Source organism: Phenylobacterium sp., from assembly GCF_035539035.1.
Lineage (GTDB): Bacteria > Pseudomonadota > Alphaproteobacteria > Caulobacterales > Caulobacteraceae > Phenylobacterium.
Window position 1 is genome coordinate 52,479 of record NZ_DATLJI010000012.1, and the last position, 17,942, is coordinate 70,420.

The 17,942-nt window shown below is 71.0% G+C and carries 19 protein-coding genes; 8 read left to right on the plus strand and 11 right to left on the minus strand.

Annotated elements, in window-relative coordinates; genetic code table 11:
- Positions 1 to 7 precede the first annotated feature (7 nt).
- The gene (gene rfbC, locus VM685_RS05550; protein WP_325459126.1) at positions 8 to 562 is read right to left on the minus strand and encodes a dTDP-4-dehydrorhamnose 3,5-epimerase; all 555 of its coding nucleotides are present in this window, start codon (positions 560 to 562) and stop codon (positions 8 to 10) included.
- Between rfbC and VM685_RS05555 the strand changes: the two genes are divergently transcribed.
- Positions 561 to 1,634: a glycosyltransferase family 2 protein gene (locus VM685_RS05555; RefSeq protein WP_325459127.1), complete on the plus strand. Its 1,074-nt coding sequence runs from the start codon at positions 561 to 563 to the stop codon at positions 1,632 to 1,634. The two genes, rfbC and VM685_RS05555, sit on opposite strands and share 2 nt — an antisense overlap.
- Here the strand turns inward: VM685_RS05555 and argE are convergent.
- The 4 genes from argE to VM685_RS05575 all read right to left on the minus strand — a co-directional run bounded on the left by argE (position 1,597) and on the right by VM685_RS05575 (position 6,478).
- Positions 1,597 to 2,766, minus strand: coding sequence for an acetylornithine deacetylase (argE, locus tag VM685_RS05560; protein ID WP_325459128.1), 1,170 nt, complete (start codon positions 2,764 to 2,766; stop codon positions 1,597 to 1,599). The two genes, VM685_RS05555 and argE, sit on opposite strands and share 38 nt — an antisense overlap.
- Positions 2,767 to 2,878: 112 nt before the next feature.
- Positions 2,879 to 3,370 (minus strand): FKBP-type peptidyl-prolyl cis-trans isomerase, encoded by a 492-nt coding sequence (locus VM685_RS05565; protein WP_325459129.1) that lies wholly within the window; start codon positions 3,368 to 3,370, stop codon positions 2,879 to 2,881.
- Positions 3,371 to 3,373: 3 nt separating this feature from the next.
- A complete protein-coding gene (locus VM685_RS05570) occupies positions 3,374 to 4,582 on the minus strand; it encodes a threonine ammonia-lyase (protein WP_325459130.1) in 1,209 nt (402 codons plus the stop codon).
- 81 nt (positions 4,583 to 4,663) lie between these two features.
- A complete protein-coding gene (locus VM685_RS05575) occupies positions 4,664 to 6,478 on the minus strand; it encodes a dipeptide ABC transporter ATP-binding protein (protein ID WP_325459131.1) in 1,815 nt (604 codons plus the stop codon).
- 97 nt (positions 6,479 to 6,575) lie between these two features.
- Between VM685_RS05575 and VM685_RS05580 the strand changes: the two genes are divergently transcribed.
- Complete coding sequence (locus VM685_RS05580) at positions 6,576 to 7,109, plus strand: HAD family hydrolase (RefSeq protein WP_325459132.1); 534 nt, start codon at positions 6,576 to 6,578, stop codon at positions 7,107 to 7,109.
- On the opposite strand, the gene VM685_RS05585 is transcribed toward VM685_RS05580, so the two are convergent.
- From VM685_RS05585 to VM685_RS05595, 3 genes are read right to left on the minus strand one after another with little or no spacing between them, the layout of a single operon-like run.
- Positions 7,106 to 8,728 carry a cisplatin damage response ATP-dependent DNA ligase gene (locus VM685_RS05585; protein WP_325459133.1) on the minus strand — a complete coding sequence of 541 codons (1,623 nt, stop codon included), beginning with the start codon at positions 8,726 to 8,728 and terminating at the stop codon, positions 7,106 to 7,108. The genes VM685_RS05580 and VM685_RS05585 overlap by 4 nt on opposite strands.
- 38 nt (positions 8,729 to 8,766) lie before the next feature.
- The gene (locus VM685_RS05590; protein WP_325459134.1) at positions 8,767 to 8,991 is read right to left on the minus strand and encodes a hypothetical protein; all 225 of its coding nucleotides are present in this window, start codon (positions 8,989 to 8,991) and stop codon (positions 8,767 to 8,769) included.
- A gap of 47 nt (positions 8,992 to 9,038) precedes the next feature.
- A complete protein-coding gene (locus tag VM685_RS05595; protein WP_325459135.1) occupies positions 9,039 to 10,049 on the minus strand; it encodes a ligase-associated DNA damage response exonuclease in 1,011 nt (336 codons plus the stop codon).
- Positions 10,050 to 10,401: 352 nt separating this feature from the next.
- On the opposite strand from VM685_RS05595, the gene VM685_RS05600 reads away from it, so the two are divergent.
- Positions 10,402 to 10,839 (plus strand): PaaI family thioesterase, encoded by a 438-nt coding sequence (locus VM685_RS05600; RefSeq protein ID WP_325459136.1) that lies wholly within the window; start codon positions 10,402 to 10,404, stop codon positions 10,837 to 10,839.
- Positions 10,836 to 11,252 (plus strand): PaaI family thioesterase, encoded by a 417-nt coding sequence (locus VM685_RS05605; RefSeq protein WP_325459137.1) that lies wholly within the window; start codon positions 10,836 to 10,838, stop codon positions 11,250 to 11,252. The genes VM685_RS05600 and VM685_RS05605 overlap by 4 nt, the downstream gene beginning before the upstream one ends.
- Here VM685_RS05605 and phnD read toward each other — a convergent pair.
- The gene (gene phnD / locus VM685_RS05610) at positions 11,249 to 12,244 is read right to left on the minus strand and encodes a phosphate/phosphite/phosphonate ABC transporter substrate-binding protein (protein WP_325459138.1); all 996 of its coding nucleotides are present in this window, start codon (positions 12,242 to 12,244) and stop codon (positions 11,249 to 11,251) included. The two genes, VM685_RS05605 and phnD, sit on opposite strands and share 4 nt — an antisense overlap.
- A gap of 87 nt (positions 12,245 to 12,331) precedes the next feature.
- Positions 12,332 to 12,712, minus strand: a complete 381-nt coding sequence (locus VM685_RS05615; RefSeq protein ID WP_325459139.1) for a hypothetical protein — start codon at positions 12,710 to 12,712, stop codon at positions 12,332 to 12,334.
- 104 nt (positions 12,713 to 12,816) lie between these two features.
- Between VM685_RS05615 and VM685_RS05620 the strand changes: the two genes are divergently transcribed.
- The gene (locus tag VM685_RS05620; protein WP_325459140.1) at positions 12,817 to 14,496 is read left to right on the plus strand and encodes a lysine--tRNA ligase; all 1,680 of its coding nucleotides are present in this window, start codon (positions 12,817 to 12,819) and stop codon (positions 14,494 to 14,496) included.
- On the opposite strand, the gene VM685_RS05625 is transcribed toward VM685_RS05620, so the two are convergent.
- A complete protein-coding gene (locus VM685_RS05625) occupies positions 14,493 to 14,912 on the minus strand; it encodes an MAPEG family protein (RefSeq protein WP_325459141.1) in 420 nt (139 codons plus the stop codon). The two genes, VM685_RS05620 and VM685_RS05625, sit on opposite strands and share 4 nt — an antisense overlap.
- A gap of 170 nt (positions 14,913 to 15,082) precedes the next feature.
- Here VM685_RS05625 and VM685_RS05630 point away from each other — a divergent pair, with 170 nt between their 5' ends.
- The 3 genes from VM685_RS05630 to VM685_RS05640 all read left to right on the plus strand — a co-directional run bounded on the left by VM685_RS05630 (position 15,083) and on the right by VM685_RS05640 (position 17,942).
- A complete protein-coding gene (locus VM685_RS05630) occupies positions 15,083 to 15,559 on the plus strand; it encodes a MerR family DNA-binding transcriptional regulator (protein ID WP_325459142.1) in 477 nt (158 codons plus the stop codon).
- Positions 15,560 to 15,675: 116 nt separating this feature from the next.
- Positions 15,676 to 17,463 carry an acyl-CoA dehydrogenase C-terminal domain-containing protein gene (locus VM685_RS05635; RefSeq protein WP_325459143.1) on the plus strand — a complete coding sequence of 596 codons (1,788 nt, stop codon included), beginning with the start codon at positions 15,676 to 15,678 and terminating at the stop codon, positions 17,461 to 17,463.
- Positions 17,463 to 17,942, plus strand: a complete 480-nt coding sequence (locus VM685_RS05640; protein WP_325459144.1) for an OsmC family protein — start codon at positions 17,463 to 17,465, stop codon at positions 17,940 to 17,942. The genes VM685_RS05635 and VM685_RS05640 overlap by 1 nt, the downstream gene beginning before the upstream one ends.

A 17,942-nucleotide genomic window follows, 5' to 3' on the forward strand; every position in this document is an offset into this window, starting at 1 on the left:
ACCTCGACTAGAACGCGACCGGCGCCAGGTCCCTCAGCCGCGGCAGGACCTTGTCCTTGTCGGAGAGCATAGGCTCGCCGTCCAGCGGCCAGGCGATGGCGAGGTCGGGGTCGTTCCACAGGACGCCGCCCTCGGTCTGCGGCGCATAGAGGCCGTCGACCTTGTAGAACAGCTCGGTGTCGTCGGTGAGCGTGCAGTAGCCGTGGGCGAAGCCGCGGGGCACGAAGAGCTGCTCGCCGACCTCGGCGGTGAGGGTCGCCCCGGCCCACTGCCCGTAGGTGGGCGAGCCCGGCCGGATGTCCACCGCCACGTCGAAGATCGCGCCCCGCAGCACGCGGACCAGCTTGGCCTGGGCGTGCGGCGCGGCCTGGAAGTGCAGGCCGCGGATGGTGCCCTTCCGGGCGCTAAAGGCCTGGTTGTCCTGCACGAAGTCGACGGTGAGGCCGGCGGCCTCGAAGGCCCGGCGGCTCCAGGTCTCGGAGAACCAGCCGCGCGCATCGCCATGGCGCTTGGGCGTGATAAGCAGGAGGTCGGGAAGCGCGAGCGGCGTGATCGTGGTCATGGCGCCTGAAGGACTGGAAAACCGCCACCGCATGGACGAGCCCGCGCCGGAAGACAAGACGCAAGCGCCGGCGCTCAGCGTCTGCGTGATCGCCTACAACTCCGGCCCGACGCTCCGGGCCTGCCTGGCCAGCCTGGCGGCGCAGACCTTCAGCGACTTCGAGACGCTGGTGATCGACAACGCCTCGCCCGACCCCGGCGACGCGGCGATCGCGGCGGAATTCCCCGGCGTGCGGCTGGTCCGAAACGCCGAGAACCTGGGCTTCGCCGGCGCGGGCAACCAGGGCGCGAGGCTCGCCCGCGGCCGCTGGTTCGTGCTGCTGAACCCCGACGCCGACGCCGATCCCGACTGGCTGGCGGAGCTGGTCGCGGCGTCGCGGCGGCATCCGGGCGTGAAGGCGTTCACCTCGCGCCAGCTGATGGCCGACCAGCCCGGCGTGCTGGACGGCCTGGGCGACGTGATGAGCGGCTACGGCATCCCCTACCGCGGCGGCTATCTCGGCCGGGACCCCGGCGACACGGCCGAGGGCGAGGTCTTCTCGCCGTGCGGGGCGGCGATGATGATCGACCGGGCGCTGTTCCTGGCCCTGGACGGTTTCGACGAGCAGTTCTTCTGCTACGGCGAGGACGTGGACCTGGGCTACCGCCTGCAGCTGGCCGGGGAGCCGACGGTGGTGGTCCCGCGCGCGGTGGTGCGCCACGTGGGCTCGGCCTCGTCGGGCGGGCGCAAGTCGGAGTTCGCCGTCTTCCACGGCACCCGCAACCGTTTCTGGGTGGTGGCCAAGGACACCCCGGCCCTGCTCCTGCCGCTGGTCGTCCCGCTGCACCTGGCGGCGGTTCTCTACATCGCGCTCCGGCGGCCGAACCGGCCCTACGCCGGCATCGTCTGGCGGGCCTTCCTGGCGGCGATGAAAGGCCTGCCGCAGGTGATGAGGAGCCGCGCGAAGGTGCAGCGGGACCGCCGCGTCTCGGCCTGGCGGATCGCCCGGGCGATGACCTGGGACCCGCGGGACCTCTCGGGACGTCGGCCGGTGATCAGGCCCCTGCGGCCCATTCCACCAGGCGGCGCATGAAGGCCGCGCCGCGCTCGAGCTGGCTGACCTCCAGGAACTCGTCGGGCTGGTGAGCCTGGGCGATGGAGCCCGGGCCGCAGATCACCGTGGAGAAGCCGCCCCGCTGGAACTGGCCGGCCTCGGCGGCGAAGGCCACCACGCGCGGCGGGCCGTTGTCGCCGGTGAGCCGCCGGGCGAAGGCCTCGGCCGCGCCGCCGGGCTCGGGGGCGAAGGGCGGGACGTCGGTCTTCTTCTCGACCACCACGCCGGCCTCCGGCGCCCGGGCCTTGAGCGCGGCGTCCAGGGCGCGGGCCTCGGCATGGAAGGGGGCCAGGACCTCGTCCACCTCGAAGCCCGGCGGGCAGCGCAGGTCGAAGGTGAAGCCGCACTCGCGGGCGATGATGTTGTGCGCCGTGCCGCCGCTGACCATGCCGATGGTCAGCGTCGCGCCCTTGGGCGTGAAGGGCGAGGCGGGGTCGGCTTCGCGGTCCAGCCGCTGGGCGAGGTCGCCCAGATAGCTCATCAGCTTCACCGCCTCCATGATCGCCGAGACGCCCTGCTGGGTCTGGCTGGAGTGGGCCTCCCGGCCGGTGACGGTGACGCGGAAGGTGGCGATGCCCTTGTGGCCGTTGACCGCCTCCATGTCGGTGGGCTCGCCGACCACCACGACGGCGGGCTTCGGCAGCTCGCGGCGGATCACCTCGATCATCGCCGGCGCGCCCAGGCAGCCGATCTCCTCGTCGTAGGAGAAGGCGAGATGCACGGGCTTCTTCGGCCCGGCGGCGACGAGGTCCGGCACGGCGGCGAGGGCAAGGGCCAGGAAGGCCTTCATGTCGCAGGTCCCGCGCCCGTAGAGCCGCCCGTCCTTCTCGGTGAGCGTCCAGGGGTCGGTCGACCAGGGCTGGCCGTCCACCGGCACTACGTCGGTGTGGCCGGAGAGCACGACGCCGCCGGGCTCGGCCGGGCCGATGGTGGCCAGGAGGTTGGACTTGTCGCCCTCGGCGTTCGGCACCCGGCGGTGCGGCACGCCGTGCCGATCGAGGTAGGCCTCCACCCAGCCGACCAGCTCGAGGTTGGAGCCGCGCGAGGTGGTGTCGAAGCCGACCAGGGTCTGAAGGATCTCGAGCGCGGCGGGGGTGAGGTCTCGGGCCATGGGGCAGTGGTAGACCGGCTGGGACGCCGGCCCAACCCCAAGTGTCATCCCGGAAGCCGCGCAGCGGCTATCCCAGCGGCGGCGCCCAGCGGGAAGGCAGCACGCCCTCTCCCTAGCCCATCCCCGTGCGGCCGGGGCCTTCGAGGACGGCGATGAGCTGGATGCGGAAGACCAGGGCGGCGTTGGGCGGGATCGGACCCTTGCCCTCGGGGCCGTAGCCCTGCTCCGGCGGGACGTAGAGGATCCACTCGTCCCCCGGCCGCATGAGCTGCAGGGCCTCCTGCCAGGCGGGGATCAGGGCCCGCAGCGGCATGGCGGCCGGCTGGCCGCGCTCGAAGGACGAGTCGAAGACCGTCCCGTCGATCAGCTTGCCCTCGTAGTGGACCTTCACCTCGTCGGAGAGCTGCGGGCGCACGCCGCCTTCGGGGCCGGACGCGACGACCTTGTACATCACGCCCGACGCCAGCTTCTGCACGCCTGGCTCCTTGGCGGTCTTCTCGAGGAAGGCCTTGGAGGGGGCGGCCTGGTCGGGGAGCGCGGCCGGCTTCTGGCCGCAGGCGGCGAGCGACAGGGCGGCGGCGGCGATGATCAGGATACGGAACATGTCTTACACAGCCCTCGGCGGATAGCCGCGCTCGCGCAGCGCATCCATGATCTCCTGGGTGTGCTGGGCGTCGCGCGTCTCGATCATGATGTCGAATTCGGCGCCCTTGGCCGGCACGTCCAGCGCCAGGCGGTTGTGCGCCACCTCGATGATGTTGGCCCCCATCTGGCCGATCACGGCCGAGACGGTGGCGAGCAGGCCCGGCCGGTCGTCGCCGATGATCCGGAGACTGACGAGTCGCTGGTCGCGGACCAGCTCGCGGGTCAGCACCGACGCCAGGAGCCGGGTGTCGATGTTGCCGCCGGTGATCACCAAGCCGCACTTCTTGCCGCGGAACTTCTCCGGATAGGCCAGCAGGGCGGCGAGCGCCGCGGCGCCCGCGCCCTCGGTGACGGTCTTCTCGACGTTGCAGTAGAGGGCCACGGCGCGCTCGAAGAACGGCTCCTCGATCAGCAGGACCTCGTCGATCAGCGGCCGGGCGACGGCGTAGCTGATGTCGCCCACCTGCTTGACCGCGATGCCCTCGGCGATGGTCGCGCCGCCGGTGGCCACGCCCGCGTTCACGCCGCGCATCTTGGCGGTGAAGGACGGGTACATGGCGGGCTCAAGGCCCACGATGCGCAGGTCGGACTTCAGCTGCTTGGCCGCCGTCGCCATGCCGGCGATCAGGCCGCCGCCACCGATCGGGATCGGCAGGACCTCGAGGTCCGGCACGTCCTCCAGCATCTCCAGCGCCACCGTGCCCTGGCCCGCCATGACGTCCAGGTCGTTGAAGGGGTGGACGAAGACCAGGTCGCGCTCGTCGCAGAGCTTGCGGGCGAACGACGAGGCCTCGTCGTAACCGTCGCCGTCGATCACCACCTCGGCGCCGTGGGCGCGGGTCTGCTGCACCTTCACGAAGGGGGTGCCGCGGGGCATGACGATGGTCACCGGGATGCCCAGGCGCGCGGCGTGATAGGCGAGGCCCTGGCTGTGGTTGCCGGCGGACGCGGCGATGACGCCGCGCTTCTTCTCGGCCTCGGTGAGCTGCAGCAGCTTGTTGAGCGCCCCGCGCTCCTTGTAGGCGGCCGTGAACTGCAGGTTCTCGAACTTCACCCACACTTCGGCGCCCGTAATCTCCGACAGGGTCTTCGACGGACGGCAGGGGGTGCGCTCGATGTGACCCTGCAACCGCTCTTTGGCGGCGAGGATGGCGTCGAAGGAAAGGCTCATTGTCGGAAACGCCGGGCGGAGAAAGGCGGGCAACCTAACGGCCGCGCGCCTCTACCGCAACGCAACATGTTCCGGTGACCCTCAGGCAGGATCGAACTCGGCGACGAGGTGGCCGGGGGCGACCTCCTTGAGCTCGGGCGCGAGGATCGGGGCGTTGGGGTCGGCCGGCAGGCGCGAGGGCAGGAAGCGCAGGGCCGCCCGCGGGTCCATGGGGCTCGGCGGCTCGCCCGCCAGCTTCAGGCGCTGGCGGTTGCGTTCGATGGCGGGGTCCGGGATCGGGGCGGCCGAGAGCAGGGCCCGGGTGTAGGGGTGCTCGGCGGCGGCGTAGAGCCGGTCGCGGTCGGCCAGCTCCACCACGCGGCCCAGGTAGAGCACCAGCACCCGGTGGCTGATCTCGCGCACCACGGCCAGGTCGTGGCTGATGAAGATCATCGCCAGGCCCATGTCCTTCTGCAGGTTGATCAGGAGGTCGATGATCTGCGCGCGGATGGAGACGTCGAGGGCGGACACCGCCTCGTCGCAGATCACCAGCCGCGGCTTCAGGATCATGGCGCGCGCGATGCCGACGCGCTGGTTCTGACCGCCGGAGAGCTCGTGCGGGTAGCGGTTGATCAGGGCCGGATCGAGCTCGACGCGACCCATCATGGCCCGCACCTCGGCCTCGCGCGCCTCACGGCCCAAGTGCGACTGGAAGACCTGCAGCGGCTCGGCGATGGAGTCGCCGATGGTCATGCGCGGGTCGAGGCTGGCCAGCGGATCCTGGAAGACGATCTGCAGGTCCTTGCGGGCGGCCCGCCAGGTCTCGCGGTCGGCGTGGGTGATGTCGCGGCCCAGCAGGGTGACCGCGCCCTCGGTGGCCGGCAGCAGGTTCAGCACCGCCCGGGCGAGGGTGGACTTGCCCGAGCCGCTCTCGCCCACCACGCCCAGGGTCTCGCCCTGGCGCACGGCGAAGGAGACGCCGTCGACGGCGCGCAAGGTCTTCTGCCGCCCGAACAGGCCTTCGTGGATCGGGAAGTGGACCTTGATGTCGCGGCCTTCGACAACCACCGGGGAATCCGCCGGCACCGGCGAGAGCGTGGGCCGTCCCCCGCGGTCGGAGCGGTCCAGCCGCGGCACGGCGGCCAGCAGGGCCCGGGTGTAGTCGGTCTGCGGATCGGAGAAGATCTGGCCCACCGGGCCCTCTTCCACATAGGCGCCGTCCTTCATCACGCAGACCCGGTCGGCGAGGCGGGCGATGACGCCCATGTCGTGGGTGATCAGCACCATGGCCGTGCCGGTCTCGCGCTGCAGCTCGGCCATCAGGTCGAGGATCTCGGCCTGGACGGTGACGTCGAGCGCGGTGGTGGGCTCGTCGGCGATCAGCAGCTCCGGCCCGCCGGCCATGGCCGCGGCGATCATCACCCGCTGGCGCATGCCGCCGGAGAGTTCGTGCGGGTACTGGCGCATGCGCCGCGCGGCGTCGGGGATGCGGACGTGCTCCAGCCACTCGCGGGCGCGCTTGCTGGCGTCGGCGGCGGACAGGCCGTCGTGCAGGCGCAGCGGCTCGGCGATCTGCTCGCCGATGCGCACGTGGGGGGTCAGCGCGGTCAGCGGGTCCTGGAAGATCATGGTCATCTTCGAGCCGCGGATGCGGTTCAGCGCCCGGGGCTTCAGACCCAGCAGCTCCTGGCCCAGGAACTTCGCCGAGCCCGTGGCGCGGCCGTTCCGCGCGAGGAGGCCCATGACCGCCATGAAGGTCTGGCTCTTGCCCGAGCCGCTCTCGCCCACCACCCCGAGGGTTTCGCCGCGGGGAATGGACAGGGAGACGCCGCGCACCGCGCGCACCGCCCCGTCGTGGGTCTCGAAGTCGACCTTGAGGTCATCCAGGGTGAGCACGGCGGGCGGGGTTTCGGACAAGCGGGGCCTCTGGGGCGAAGGCGGAAACGGCGACCCTAGACCGCAATCGGGTCTTTTTGAAATCGCGCCGCCGACGGGTTTGTTGTAACCGCGAACCGTGCCCAGCGACGACGCCGACCAGCCGCTCAAGCCCGCCCTGTTCCTCGACCGCGACGGGGTGCTGAACGAGGACCGCGGCTATGTGGCCCGCTGGGAGGATTTCCAGTGGATCCCCGGCGCGCGCGAGACGGTGGCGGCCTTCAACCGCGCCGGCTGGCTGGTGATCGTGGTGACCAACCAGTCTGGCGTCGGGCGCGGCTACTACACCGAGGACGACATGCACGCCCTGCACGCGCGCATGCTGGAGGAGCTGGCGGCGGCCGGCGGCCACATCGACGGCTTCTACTTCGCCCCGCACCATCCGGAGTCCAAGCTGGAGCGCTACCGCCACCCGGACCCTCCGGACCGCAAGCCCAACCCCGGGATGATCCTGAAGGCGCTGCAGGAGTGGCCGATCGACCGGGAGGCCTCCTTCCTGGTGGGCGACAAGACCTCCGACCTGGACGCCGCGCTGCGGGCCGGCGTGCGCGGCGTGCTGTTCACGGGCGGGGACCTGCACGCGTTCCTGGCGCGCGAGGGGCTGCTGCCCTAGCGGCCCTCCATCCGCTCCAGCATGCGCTCGAGGGTGGCGAGCTCGTCGGCTTCGCCGGGGGGCTTGTCCCAGCGGATGCGGTTGATGCGCGGGAAGCGCATGGCGACCCCGGACTTGTGGCGGCCGGACCGCTGCAGGCCCTCGAAGGCCACTTCGAACACCAGGCCGAAGTGCGGCTCGGCGCGGACGGAGCGGACCGGGCCGAAGCGCTCCACGGTGTTGTCGCGGACGAACTTGTCGATCTGCTTCAGCTCCTCGTCGGTGAAGCCGAAGTAGGCCTTGCCGACCGGGGTGAGCATGCGGCCGCCTGCAGGGGCCTCGGTCCAGGTCCCGAAGGTGTAGTCGGAGTAGAAGCTGGAGCGCTTGCCGTGGCCGCGCTGGGCGTACATCAGCACCGCGTCGATGAGGAACGGGTCGCGCTTCCACTTGAACCACGGACCCTTGGGCCGCCCGGCCTCGTAGAGCGAGTCCCAGCGCTTCAGCATCAGCCCCTCGGCCACCTGCGGATCGCCGGGCGGCGGCTGGCTGCGGAGTTCGGCGAGCTCGGCCCAGGTTTCGAACGGCTGCATGGGCGACAGGTCGATCCGCGGGCTGTGCTCCTTGGCGACGAAAGCCTCCAGCCGCCGGCGGCGCTCGGCGAAGGGAAGCGTGCGGGTGTCCTCGCGTCCCTCGACCAGGATGTCATAGGCGCGGATCGCGGCCGGATAGGCGGCCATCAGCTTGGCGTCGACCGCCTTCCGGTTCAGCCGCTGCTGGAGGTCGGCGAAGGGCGCCACCTGGCCGTCGCGGATCACGAGCAGCTCGCCGTCGAGGACGCCCTCGTCCTGCAGGGCGTCGAGGATGTCCGGGAAGGTGCGGGAGATGTCGTCGCCGGTGCGGGTGTAGAGCCGCCGGACCCCGCCCTCGTGGACGGCCTGGACGCGGATGCCGTCCCACTTCCACTCGGCGGCGTAGTCGGCCGGGTCGAGCTTGCCGAAGTCGACCTCCTCGTCGATCGCCTGGGCCAGCATCACCGGCCGGAAGCGGCCGGGGTTCTCGCTCGACGGCTTCTCGGAGCGGCCCTCCAGCCAGGCGAACAGGTCCTCGTAGGGCGGGTGGAGCGCATGCCACAGCTCCTCGATCTCGGCGGGCTCGACGCCGCCCATCTCGGCGGCGGCGCGCTTGGCGAGGCGGGCGGTCAGGCCGACGCGCAGCTCGCGGGTCATCAGCTTGAGCAGCGCCCAGCGCTCGCGGGGCTCGTCCATGGCGTCCAGCCAGCCCTCGATCAGCCGCTGGACCTCGGCCCGGGTGGCGGTGCGCAGGCCCTCGACGACCTCGTTCAGCTCCGGCTCGCGGTTGGCGCCGGGGCGCCTCGGCCAGACCAGGGCGACGGTCTCGGCCAGGTCGCCCACATAGTCGTAGGACCACCAGAAGAGCTGCGGGTCCACGCGCTCCTCCACCGCCTTGCGGATGAAGGTGGGCTTGGCCGCGTCGAAGGTGAGGTCGCCGGTGAGCGCCGCCAGCGCCCAGCCGCGGTCGGGGTCGGGGGTGTCGCGCAGATAGTCGCGCACCAGGGTGAGCTTGGCGTTCCGCGACGGTGTCAGCGACAGCCGGTCCAGGAGCTCGGCGAAGGCGCGCATGGGCTCAAGACGTAGGCGCGTCGCGGCCGAGCTTCAAATCAGCCCTCGCCGATCATGCCGCCGCCGGTGTCGCGGCCGGTGTCGCGGCCGCGGTCGCCGTCCACCTCGCCGGACGGGTCGGGCACGTCATCGCCGCCCGGATGGGTGCTCCCCGTGCCGGTCTTGGGCGGCAGGCCGTCGCCGTCGGGGCGGGAGGCGGGACCGCCCATGCCGTCGCCGCCGGTCATGCCGCCGGCGCTGCCGGGATTGAGGGGTTCGGACATGGTGGGGCTCCTCTTCGGCAGGGCGAACGTGCGGCGTAGAGGTCGGTTCAGTCGTCCCCCTCCTCCTCGTAGCCGACGAGGGCGAGCGCGCGGGCCGGGACGCCGTGGAGCTCGGCCCAGCGGGCCAGCGCCTCCTCGCGGCCGTGGGTGATCCAGAGCTCGCCCGGGCGGATCTCGTCCACCGTCGCGGTGAGTTCGTCCCAGTCGGCGTGGTCGGAGATGACCAGCGGCAGCTCGACGCCGCGCTGGCGGGCGCGGGCGCGGACCTGCATCCAGCCCGAGGCGAATGCCGCCACCGGATCGGGGAAGCGGCGGCTCCAGCGGTCCTGCATGGCCGAGGGCGGGGCGATGACGATGCAGCCGGCGAAGTCCTTCTTCGCCGCCGTGGTGGCCGGCTCCAGGGGCCCCAGGTTCACGCCGTGCTTCTCGTAGAGTGCGTTGAGGCGCTCGAGCGCGCCGTGGACGTAGAGGGTCTGGTCCCAGCCGGCCTCGCGCAGCAGGCGGATGATCCGCTGCGCCTTGCCGAGCGCGTAGGCGCCGACGATGTGGCTGCGGGCCGGAAACTGGGCCACCGAGCGCAGCAGGCGCGCGATCTCGTCCTTGTCGTCGGGGTGGCGGAAGACCGGCAGGCCGAAGGTGGCCTCGGAGATGAAGACGTCGCAGGGGACCGGCTCGAAGGCCGGGCAGGTGGGATCGCGCCGGCGCTTGTAGTCGCCGGAGACCACCATGGTGAGCCCCTTCCAGCGCACCACCGCCTGGGCCGAGCCCAGGACGTGGCCGGCGGGGACCAGGGTCACCTCCACGTCGTCGCGGGCCACGACCTCGCCGTAGGCCGCCGCCTGCTTGGCCTCGGCGAAGGCCAGGCCGTAACGCTCGGCCATGATGTCGAGGGTCTCGGGGGTGGCGAGCACCGCCCCGTGGCCTGAGCGGGCGTGGTCGGAATGGCCGTGGGTGATCACCGCGCGCGCCACCGGGCGCACGGGATCGATGTAGAAGTCGCCGGGGGCGCAGTAGAGCCCCTCGGGCCTCGGGCAGAGCAGGTCCTGGGGCCGGATCATCACGGGAAATATAAGCGCGGCAGCCGCCCGCGCGATCCCCGGAAAGGGTGATCAGAATATTACCGGCGCTTCATGTTGTTAATTCGGCGTCATGACTGAAGCTTAACGTGTATTCAAGGAAGCGCTTTCATATACCCGCCCTCGTCGAACACGGCGCTTCCGCCAATACTCAAATCACACGAGGGTCACCATGTCGAATTCCATGTCTCCGCTTCTCGGCGTCTTCAACATCGCCATGGCCGCCGTGCCGCTTCTGGCCGTCGTCGCCTGGATGGGCACGCTCGCCTTCTGATGATCGCCCCGCGGCCCGCGGATTGACCGCGGGCCGGGTCGGCCCTACCCGCTTGAGGGGATGAGCGCCGACACCCCCGACCTGCGCCAGATGGCCGAGCTGATGGCCATAGGCGCCCCCCAGGCCGCGGCCCTTGGCTTCCGCCTGGTCTCCGTCGAACCCGCGCGGGGCGCCATCGCCGTCCCCTGGCGCGAGGACCTGGTGGGCGATCCCGCGACCGGCGTCATCGCCGGCGGGGTGGTCACCACCCTCCTGGACCACGTCTGCGGCCTGGCGATCATGAGCCGGGCGGGCGAGCGGACCCCCACCGCCACCCTGGACCTGCGCATCGACTACATGCGCGCGGCCCGGCCGCGGGCCGGCATCACCGCCGAGGCGCACTGCTACAAGGTCACCCGCACCATCGCCTTCGTCCGCGCCCAGGCCTGGGACGAGGACCCGGCCGACCCGATCGCGACGGCCCAGGCGGCGTTCGTGCTGGTGGGAGCGACGAAATGAGCGCGGCCGAGAAGCGGCTGGAAGCCTTCCTCCAGACGGTCCCCTACATCCGGTTCCTCGGCATGCGCGCGGAGCTTGCCGGCGACGAGATGACGGCCGTGCTGCCGTTCTCGGAGCACCTGGTGGGCAACGTCATGCTGCCGGCCCTGCACGGCGGGGTGCTGGGCGCCTTCCTGGAGGCCACGGCGCTGGCCCAACTGGCGGTGGTCCAGAAGTCCGAGAAGCCGCCCAAGACCATCGACGTCACCATCGAGTACCTGCGCCCGGGCCGGGCCATGACCACCTACGCCCGGGCCGACCTGCGCAAGGTCGGCCGCCGGATCGCCAACATCCACGTGGAGGCCTGGCAGGAGGCGCGCAGCCATCCGGTGGCGGCCCTGCGCGGCCACTTCCTGCTGGCGCAGGACGACTAGCCCCCGGCCGCGGCCTTCTCACGCTGAATCTTCGCGAGCTCGGCCTTGGCGGCGGCCTCGGCCGCGGCGTCGCCCTTGGACCTTGCCTGCAGCATGGCGCTGGTGGCTTCCATCTCGCGCACCGGGATCAGGTGGCGGTCATCGGCCGGCTTGAACGGCAGGGTCTGGATGCGGACCAGGATGGCCCGCTGGCGGGCCGCCTCCGCCGTGTCGCCGACCCCGTAGGAGAACATGAAGTCGGCGATCTTCTTCTTCAGCGCCGGATCGAGGTCCTTGCGCCAGACCATCGGGTCCTCGGGAATGCGCGGCGAGCGCCAGACGACCTCGACGTTTTCCAGGGTGCGGCGGGCGGCGTCCGAGTCCAGCATCGACATCCGCTCCATGGAGGCGGTGTTGTTGGTCGAGGCGTCGAGCACATTGTTGCCGACCGCGAACAGGTTGGCGTCGTGGGCGGCCGACTTCACCGTCTTGAAGCAGGCGTTCGGGTCGATGCCGCGTGGCGCGAAGAGGTAGGTCATGGGCGCGAGCGTGCCGGAGGTGGACTTGGCGTCGCCCATGCCGAAGTTCAGCGTCCGGTCGCACTTCAGCACGTCCTCGAGCGTCAGGCCCGAGCCCTTACGGACGATGATCACCGCCTCATAGCCGTCGACGCCGGAGGGGTTCACGGACCGGGCGAAGACCTCGCCGCCGGCCCGGCGGACGGCTTCCAGCCCCGACTGGTTGGTGAACCAGCCCACGTCGGTCTGCTTGAAGCGCATGGCCTCGATCAGGCCGGTGTAGTTGGTCCCGAAGAACGGCCGGACCTCCATGCCCGTGGCCTTCTCCATGTCCTCCAGGAAGGGCTTCCACTCGACCTCGGCGGTCTGGCGGGCCTCGGCCGAGAGAATCGAGAAGTTGATGACGGTCTTGTCCGTCTTCGCTCCGTCGGCCTGGCCGCAGGCGGCGAGCGCGAGGCCGAGCGAGAGCGCGAGCGTGAGGCGGCGCGTGATCATGATGGTCTCCCCTGGCCGGGGAGCTTAGCCGCCCGGCGGCCGGCTTGTCGCGCGGCCGCGTGACAGTCCGGTGTCAGTCCGTCGGTGTCAGGCCGCCGCGCGTGCGTTGGCGCGGCGGTCGCGCAGGGCCTGCACGGCGACCACCACGTCGATCACGGTGATGGCCGCCACCGTCGCGCCGGCGAGCATCGCCATGCGGCGGCGGGGATTGTCGCGGCCGAGCGCGCCGCGCAGGGCGACGAGGTCCATGGCGTCGCCGACCACCCGCATCCAGAACCAGGGGCCGGGCTTCACCGGCGACAGCAGGCCCGCGCCGGCGGCGATCTCACGCGCCCCGAAGGCGCTGACCGCCTGCTCGTCGGCCTGCAGCCCCAGCCTGCGGGACATGCCCCGCGGCGCGGCCACGGCGACCACGCCCAGGCCGATGGAGAGGAGGCCCAGCGCGCGCTTGGCGACGAGGAGGTTCATGGCTGCCGTCCCGGTTCTTTCGTGAACCCGTAGGACGCCTACGGCGCCGCTTTGTTCCCGAATTGCCTTGAGGAACCGGCCATAGGGCATTACCTGCGCGGCCCATGCTGCAAGGTCTCTCCCAACCGGCCCGCGAGGCGAAGAGCTGGCCCTTCGAACAGGCGCGCGTCCTGCTGGACCGCATCCTGCGCCTGCGCCTCGACGACGCCGAGCGCGACCTGGCCGCGACGCTGATCGCCCAGGGCAAGTTCGACGAGCTGGTCCGCACCCTGCCGGCGCTGACCGCGCCGGTGGTCTTCCAGTGCGGCTACGGGGCCTCGGGCCTGCCGCACATGGGCACCTTCGGCGAGGCCGCGCGCCCGACCATGGTGCGCAACGCCTTCCGGGCGCTCACCGAGGACGCCATCCCGACCCAGCTGATCGTCTTCTCGGACGACATGGACGGCCTGCGGAAGATCCCGGACAACGTGCCCAACCGGGAGATGCTTGAGGAGGACCGCGACAAGCCGGTCACATCCGTCCGCGACCCGTTCGGCGAGCACGAGAGCTTCGGCGCCCACAACAACGCCCGCCTGCGCGCCTTCCTGGACGGCTTCGGCTTCGACTACACCTTCATGTCGTCGACCGAGACCTACAGGTCCGGCCGGTTCGACGAGGTGCTGCTGCGCATCCTCGAGCGGTTCGACGCGGTGATGGCGATCATGCTGCCGACGCTGGGCGAGGAGCGGCGGGCGACCTACTCCCCGTTCCTGCCGATCAGCCCGAAGAGCGGACGGGTGCTGCAGGCGCCGACGCTCGAGCGCAACGTCGAGAAGGGCACGATCGTCTTCGCCGACGAGGACGGCGAGCGCACGGAGGTCCCGGTGACCGGCGGCCACGTGAAGCTGCAGTGGCGCCCCGACTGGGCGGCCCGCTGGACGGCGCTGAAGGTGGACTTCGAGGCCTCGGGCAAGGACCTCGTGGACTCCGTGCGGGTGTCCAACAAGATCGTGCGCGCCCTGGGCGGCGAGCCGCCGGAGGCGTTCCACTACGAGCTCTTCATGGACGAGAACAACCAGAAGATCTCGAAGTCCAAGGGCAACGGCCTGACCATGGAGGAGTGGCTGCGCTACGGCACGCCCGAGAGCCTGGCCTACTACATGTACCAGTCGCCGAAGTCGGCGAAGCGGCTGTTCTTCGACGTGATCCCGAAGGCGACCGACGAGTACCTGAGCCACCTGGACGCCTTCCACCGGACCGCGGCCGAGAAGAACGCGCCGGCCATCGACAACCCGGCCTGGCACGTCCATCGCGGCGCGCCGCCGGCCAAGGGCTCGCCGGTGTCGTTCTCGCTGCTCCTGAACCTGGTGTCGGCGGCGGACGCCTCGACCAAGGAGATCCTCTGGGGCTTCCTGGAGCGCTATATCCCCGGCGCGACGCCGGAGAGCGAACCGCTGCTCGACAAGCTCGCGGGCTATGCGATCAACTACTACGAGGACTTCGTGAAGCCCTCGAAGACGTTCCGGTCGCCCACCGACCAGGAACGTGCGGCCATGCAGGACCTGGTGGCGCGGCTGAAGGCCCTGCCCGCGGGCGCCGACGCCGAGGCGATCCAGCACGAGGTGTTCGAGGCCGGCAAGCAGGCGGGCTTCGAGCCGCTGCGCGCCTGGTTCGGCGCCCTCTACGAGGTGCTGCTCGGCCAGTCCACCGGCCCGCGCTTCGGCTCCTTCGTGGCGATCTTCGGCGTGGAGCGGACGATCGCGCTGATCGAGCGGGCGCTGGCCGGCGAACTGGTCGCCGCCTAGAACACCGCCATCGCCGCGCGTACGGCCAGGACGACCAGCACGACGCTGGCGGCCATGAACAGGGCCCAGCGCAGCATGATCACGTTGACCGTCGCCTGCACCAGGCTGTGGGCGACGCGGAGGCCCACATAGCCCCAGGCCAGGCTGGCGTTCAGGCCCGCGCCCTCGCCCAGCACCGCGAGCGCCAGGGCGGTCGCGTAGAAGATCGTCGGCTGCTCCATCAGGTGATTGTAGTTGTCCGCCTTCCAGCGGACGTTCGGCGGCAGCTGGGCGGTGAGGTCGGCGGTGGTGCGGTTGGGATCGAGCGCGATCCCCGCCTTCTGCATGGCCGGAATGCGGGTGGCGTAGAGCCAGGCCCACATCACCAGGGACCAGAGCACCAGGACGACCACCGGCTGCAGGATCGGTGCGGACATGACGAATTCCCCCCTCGTCGTTGACTGGCCGCCTCGCCGAACGGCGATTCGCCAGACGATCCGCATCCTAGCGGCGGCGGCGCGCTCAAGCTTGAGTGATCACCAATCACCTTGACGTAAACGGAAACGAAGCTTTACGCTGTCAGCCGTAGATCCCCAGGGAGCACGCCATGCCGACGGACCTGCGACGCCCGAGCCGGACCTTCTCGATCCGGCAGCTCTGCCAGGAGTTCAAGTGCACGCCCCGCGCGCTGCGCTTCTATGAGGACAAGGGTCTCCTCACCCCCGCCCGCGACGGGATGAACCGCGTCTATTCCTACCGCGACCGGGCCCGCCTCCAGCTCATCCTGCGCGGCAAGCGCGTGGGCCTGGCGCTCGCCGAGATCGGCGAGATCCTCGACCTCTACGAGGTCGGCGACGGCGGCGCCCAGCAGGCCGCCAAGTCGCTGCGCAAGTTCAAGGAGCGCATCGTCGCCCTGGAGCACCAGAAGGTGGACATCGACAACGCCATCGCCGAGCTGCGGGCGGGCTGCGATGCGCTGGAGAAGCAGCTGTCCGAGACCCGCCCCGACCTGCTGCCGAGGGCCGAGGCCTATGACCAGATGCTGCGCCATCGCCTCGATGGCCTGGAGCGCAGCGAGGCCTGACCGGCCGCGCCCCCGCTTGCCGGGCATGCGCCACAAGCTCTAGTTCTAACCATCGCGCGTGAGGGGCGGCCCAGCCGGGCGGCCCCCGGCGGCGCGCCACGAGACCGGGACCCCAGATGACCTTCCAGCCCCCTGTGCGGGACTACCAGTTCCTGCTGCGCGACGTCCTGCAGCTGGAGCGCTACGCCAACCTGCCCGCGTTCGCCGACGCGTCCATGGACACGGTCGACCAGATCCTGGAGGAGGCCGGCCGGTTCACCGGCGAGGTGCTCGCCCCGATCAATGGCGCGGGCGACAAGGAGGGCTGCGTCTGGAGCCCCGACTTCACGGTCAAGACGCCCACCGGCTTCAAGGAGGCCTACGCCCAGCTGGTCGAGGCCGGCTGGCCCGCCCTGGGCGCGGACCCGAACTACGGCGGCCAGGGGCTCCCGCACGTGGTCAACCTCGCCTTCTCCGAGATGAGCTCGGCGGCGAACATGGCGTTTTCCATGTACCCGGGCCTGACCCACGGCGCCTATTCGGCGATCCACGTGGGCGGCACGCCGGAGCAGAAGCAGCTCTACCTGCCCAAGCTGGCGTCCGGCCAGTGGGCGGGCACCATGAACCTGACGGAGCCGCACTGCGGCACCGACCTCGGCCTCCTGCGCACCAAGGCGGTCCCGCAGGCGGACGGCACCTACCGGATCTCGGGCCAGAAAATCTGGATCTCGGGCGGCGAGCAGGACCTGACGGAGAACATCGTCCACCTGGTGCTGGCCCGGATCGAGGGCGCGCCGGCCGGGGTGCGCGGCATCAGCCTGTTCATCGTGCCCAAGTACATCCCCGACGCCGACGGCAATCCGGGCGAGCGCAACAGCGTGAAGTGCCTGGGGCTCGAGGAGAAGATGGGCATCCACGGCAACGCCACCTGCGTGATCAGCCACGAGGAGGCCACCGGCTGGCTGATCGGCGAGGAGAACCGCGGCCTGCCGATCATGTTCGTGATGATGAACGAGGCGCGCATCGGCGTCGGCATGCAGGGCATCGCCCAGGCCGAGGCCGCCTACCAGGCCGCCGCCGCCTTCGCCAAGGACCGGCTGCAGGGCCGCTCGCTGACCGGGCCGAAGAACCCGGACGGCCCGGCCGACCCGATCATCGTCCACCCCGACGTGCGGCGGATGCTGATGGACGCCCGGGCGATCATCGAGGGCGGCCGCGCCTTCCTGTTCTGGACCGCCCTGCACGGCGACCTGGCGCACGCCAGCCCCGACGAGGCCGTTCAGCAGAAGGGCCGCGACTACATGGCGCTGATGACCCCGGTCCTGAAGGCCTTCCTCACCGACCGCGGCTTCAAGGTCTGCTCCGACGCCATGCAGGTGCACGGCGGCTCGGGCTTCACCGAGCACTTCCCGGTCAGCCAGTACCTGCGCGACGTGCGCATCGCCCTGATCTACGAGGGCACCAACGGGGTCCAGGCCCTGGACCTGGTGGGCCGCAAGCTCGCCGCCGACGGCGGCCGGGCGGTGATGAGCTTCTTCGCCGAGCTGGACGGCTTCATCGAGGCCAACGAGGGCGACGAGGGGCTGAAGCCGTTCCTGACCGGGCTGGCCAAGGCCAAGGCCGAGCTGCAGGAGGCCACCATGTGGCTGATGCAGAACGGCCTGGCCAATCCCGACAACGCCGGCGCCGCCTCCACCGACTACCTGCACCTCTTCGGCCTGACCGGCCTGGCCTACATGTGGACCCTGATGGCCCAGGCGGCGCAGGCGAAGATCGCCGCGGGCGAGACCGACCCGCTCTACCAGCAGAAGGTGACGGTGGGGCGGTACTACATCGAGCGCATCCTGCCGGAGACCTCGGCGCACCTGGCGAAGCTGAAGACCGGCTCGGAGCTGATGATGGCGCTGCCGGCGGAGGCCTTCTGATGGCCAGGCACCGGGCGGTCATCGAATGGGCGCTGACCGACGCTGCGCCTGAGGACTTCCTGAAGGGCCGCTACAGCCGCGGCCACACGGTCACCTTCGAGGGCGGCCACGAGGTCCCGGCCACGGCGTCGCGCCACGTGGTCGGCAACCGCTGGGCGGTCGAGGGGTCGGTGGATCCGGAGGAGATGCTGGTGGCGGCGCTCTCCAACTGCCACATGCTGACCTTCCTGCACGTGGCCCGCGAGGCCGGCTTCGCGGTCACCCGCTACCGCGACGCGGCCGAGGGGGTGATGGAGAAGTCGCCGGCCGGGCGCATGGCGGTCACCCGCGTATGGCTGCGGCCGGAAATCACCTGGGCGGGCCCCGAACCCTCCGCGGCCGAGCTCGACCGCCTGCACCACGAGGCCCACGAGCAGTGCTTCATCGCCAACTCGGTGACCACCGAGGTGGTGGTGGAAGCAGCGGCGCCGGCGGCTTAG